Source organism: Microcystis sp. M090S1 (assembly GCF_020246295.1).
Taxonomy (GTDB): Bacteria; Cyanobacteriota; Cyanobacteriia; order Cyanobacteriales; family Microcystaceae; genus Microcystis; species Microcystis aeruginosa.
This window is the reverse complement of sequence record NZ_JADBTF010000202.1, coordinates 1-3,164: the sequence shown is the minus strand read 5'-3', so window position 1 is coordinate 3,164 and position 3,164 is coordinate 1. Positions and strand designations below refer to the sequence as shown.

The window sequence follows — 3,164 nt, the reverse complement described above, 5'->3', positions numbered from 1 at the left end:
TCCAATAAACGCTTGGGGAGAGAATACCTCTACTTTTTCAGAAGCAATTCTGTCTAAGCAAGTAATCTCTGTGAACCAAGAATCCCCGTCTCTTTAGAGCGGGGAGTGTCAATAAACCCGCGCAATCCACAGTGAAAATCACCACAGGGGCTGCCAAAAAATAACCGTCCTAACCAAGTCAAGACAGGATTGCCCAGATACTTATGCAATACTGGCATCGCCCCGGGTTTAATTCCCCCCTGAAAACGATTGCCCATCACCAAATCATAACCCTGTCGCAATTTTTCTAGGAAAGGCGAGAGATTGGTAAAGTCATAGCTATCATCGGCATCCCCGATAATAATGTATTGACCTTTGGCGGCGGCGATACCTCCCCGCAGGGCGCTACCATAACCCCTTTCCGGGATAGGAACCACCCGCGCCCCTGAATTGGTGGCAATTTCTTGGGAACCATCGCTGCTGCCATTATCGGCGATTAGCACCTCTCCCGCAATTTTCTGTCGTTCCAGATAATCTCGCGCTTTGCCGATACAGGTGGCCAGGGTTTCCGCCTCGTTGAGACAGGGCATGATGATCGATAATTCTAAAGTAGGTATCTGCTCATTAGAGGCGGCATCTGCCATGACCTGATTTTCCAGCATAACAATCGCGGTGGAGTCGTTTTGCTCAAGAGTATAACAGGTTATGTACAGTAGTGTCCCAAATTGTTAGCAGACAATCTGCTTATTCTTTTTCCTCTGAGCGGCAATCTATATCTGAAGTTGAATGGCGATCGCTCTACCCGACTCTCTGACTTTACTTTATTCGGCAATTTGACCCAAATTTTCCAGCAACTGAAATTCTGATGCTATCCTCGCCATCCCACCTGATTATTTGCTAGAAGTCATGGCCAAATCTCCTTAACCCCAACTGACGTTACATTTACTCAAAAGCTATCTCCTTGGCACTGAATTTTTGATGCGTCCGGGACGCATCCCACAGCCAAATATCGCCAATTTCCCCCTAGGCTTTAGGTCTTAAATAAACTAGAGACTGTTGCCAAATTAAAGTGGGTTTATCGTAGTGATCAACCAGGTATAGACAGTTAACATCTTGCCAAAGGATGCGACCAACGAGGAGATCATCGGTGCTTAACTTAATTTCTACTTCCCGTTTCTCTTGAATATAGCTCTGTACTTGTTTAACACTCGGCAGACCAGGATCAAATTGAGACATAATGAGTTTATCGATGAGGTGTTCATCCTCTATTATTCCTGTTGAGCAGCTTTTATTGACGATGAAAATCCCCTTTACCAAATATCAAGGCCTGGGCAATGATTTTATTTTGATAGATAACCGTCACAGTCCCGAACCCCTGATCACAGCGGAAATGGCCGTGGCTATGTGCGATCGACATTTTGGCATCGGTGCCGATGGCGTGATTTTTGCGCTTCCCGGCCAAGCAGCAACCGACTACACCATGAGAATTTTCAACTCTGATGGTTCGGAACCGGAAATGTGTGGTAACGGTATTCGCTGTCTAGCCCAATTTATCGCCCGTTTAGAGGCTAACAACGCCATTGGCCGCACCTATCGCATTCATACTCTAGCAGGAACGATTATTCCCCGTTTAGAAGCCAATGAACAGGTAACGGTCGATATGGGACTGCCGCAACTCCTCGGCAGTGAAATCCCCACCACTTTGGTCAAGGGATCAGAAAAAGTCCTGGCGGTTCCCCTAGAGGTGGAGGGCAAAGATTGGTTAATTACTTGCGTTAGTATGGGTAATCCCCACTGTGTCACTTTTGTCGATGATCTGGCCTCTATTCCCCTAGAAACTATCGGGCCAAAATTTGAGCATCATCCAGTTTTTCCCCAACGGACTAATGTGGAGTTCGTGGAGGTAATCGCGCCGGATTATATGAAGATGCGTGTCTGGGAAAGAGGAGCGGGAATTACTCTCGCTTGCGGTACTGGTGCTTGTGCTGTGGTAGTGGCGGCCGTGTTAACGGCTAAATGCGATCGCCATTGTACCGTGGAACTGCCCGGTGGTTGTCTTCAGATTCACTGGGCCCAAACCGATAACCGGGTTTACATGACCGGTTCAGCTAAGGCTGTTTTTGAGGGCATTTATGGTATCTAAACCACCCCGTATGGACGGGGACTGAACTCCCCGAACAGCGCGACGGGATTGTTAATTCTTAGAGACTGGTAATCCAAGCAATGATTCCTTTACCAGTTAACACTTCAATCGCTAAAAGAGAGACAAAGCCAATCATGGCCAGTCTGCCATTCAATTTTTCAGCGTTTTTGGTAAAACCGAGACTGCTAGAACTATCAACGTACATTTTCGGTTCGACAGCAAAATTATTCAGTCTTCCTTGTTCTTCGGTGGTGTAGCCGCGGGCAGTCATGGGGAGGCTCCTTTTGGATGATTATGTTGAGAAGTGTAACACATTGTTAAGTTATGTTGCAAATTTTAACAAAAAATTTCTGGAGACTCAGAAAAACTCGATCGGGTGGTCAGACTAAATCCTGTTTAAAAGGTATAGGAGTGTAGGGTGTAGGGTGTGGGGAGAAGGGAGCGCCGGAGCTGCGGAGTGGGGAGCAGGGAGAAACAATTCATAACTTGAGAGTTAATCACACTATTAAAAACGGATTTGGGGTCAGTCAACGGCAAGGTTCTAGGCTGTCAGGGTAGTGCTATAGTTCTATCTCCTCTGGGTTTATTGACGAAATTTTGCAGCAAAAATAAATTCGGAACGATTTTGCGCCATTTCAGAGATCACTCCAAATGTTAAGAATTGTACAACCCTCTTGTCATAAGGATTTTTATGTCATGAAACCTTAAATTTGGAATTGCTGGAAATTTTGCCTTTTTTTTGACCGAAAATTTGGGTACAAGCCCCGTCCTCCACTTAAATATGTATAGTCAACTTAAGGAATTTTGTGTTAAGATGTTGATACTCGATCGAGCAGTGTCAAAATGTTTGTACTAGAATACAAAGTTAAGCCAAAACCTAATCAAATAGAAGCCATTAATGAAGCAATACGGACAACCCAATTTGTTCGGAATAAAGTCCTGCGTTATTGGATGGATAATCAGGGTGTTGGCAAAACAGAGTTATTTCGGTACAACACAGCATTAAGGAAAGAGTTTAAATTTGTTGATGATTTAAACTCCC

General features: G+C 45.0%; 3 protein-coding genes and 2 pseudogenes. 2 read left to right on the top strand and 3 right to left on the bottom strand.

The window, feature by feature from the left end; all coding sequences use genetic code 11:
- Nucleotides 1–113 precede the first annotated feature (113 nt).
- Both IM477_RS09065 and IM477_RS09060 read right to left on the bottom strand, forming a co-directional pair.
- A pseudogene (locus tag IM477_RS09065) lies at nt 114–641 on the bottom strand (glycosyltransferase family 2 protein); the annotation flags it as partial.
- A gap of 361 nt (nt 642–1,002) precedes the next feature.
- Nucleotides 1,003–1,215, bottom strand: a complete 213-nt coding sequence (locus tag IM477_RS09060; RefSeq protein ID WP_045357091.1) for an Hfq-related RNA-binding protein — start codon at nt 1,213–1,215, stop codon at nt 1,003–1,005.
- Nucleotides 1,216–1,276: 61 nt separating this feature from the next.
- On the opposite strand from IM477_RS09060, the gene dapF reads away from it, so the two are divergent.
- A complete protein-coding gene (gene dapF / locus IM477_RS09055) occupies nt 1,277–2,122 on the top strand; it encodes a diaminopimelate epimerase (RefSeq protein WP_287731433.1) in 846 nt (281 codons plus the stop codon).
- Nucleotides 2,123–2,180: 58 nt separating this feature from the next.
- On the opposite strand, the gene IM477_RS09050 is transcribed toward dapF, so the two are convergent.
- On the bottom strand, nt 2,181–2,393 hold the full coding sequence (locus tag IM477_RS09050) for a CAB/ELIP/HLIP family chlorophyll-binding protein (RefSeq protein WP_158201932.1): 213 nt from the start codon (nt 2,391–2,393) through the stop codon (nt 2,181–2,183).
- 572 nt (nt 2,394–2,965) lie between these two features.
- Between IM477_RS09050 and IM477_RS09045 the strand changes: the two are divergent.
- A pseudogene (locus IM477_RS09045) lies at nt 2,966–3,164 on the top strand (RNA-guided endonuclease TnpB family protein); the annotation flags it as partial.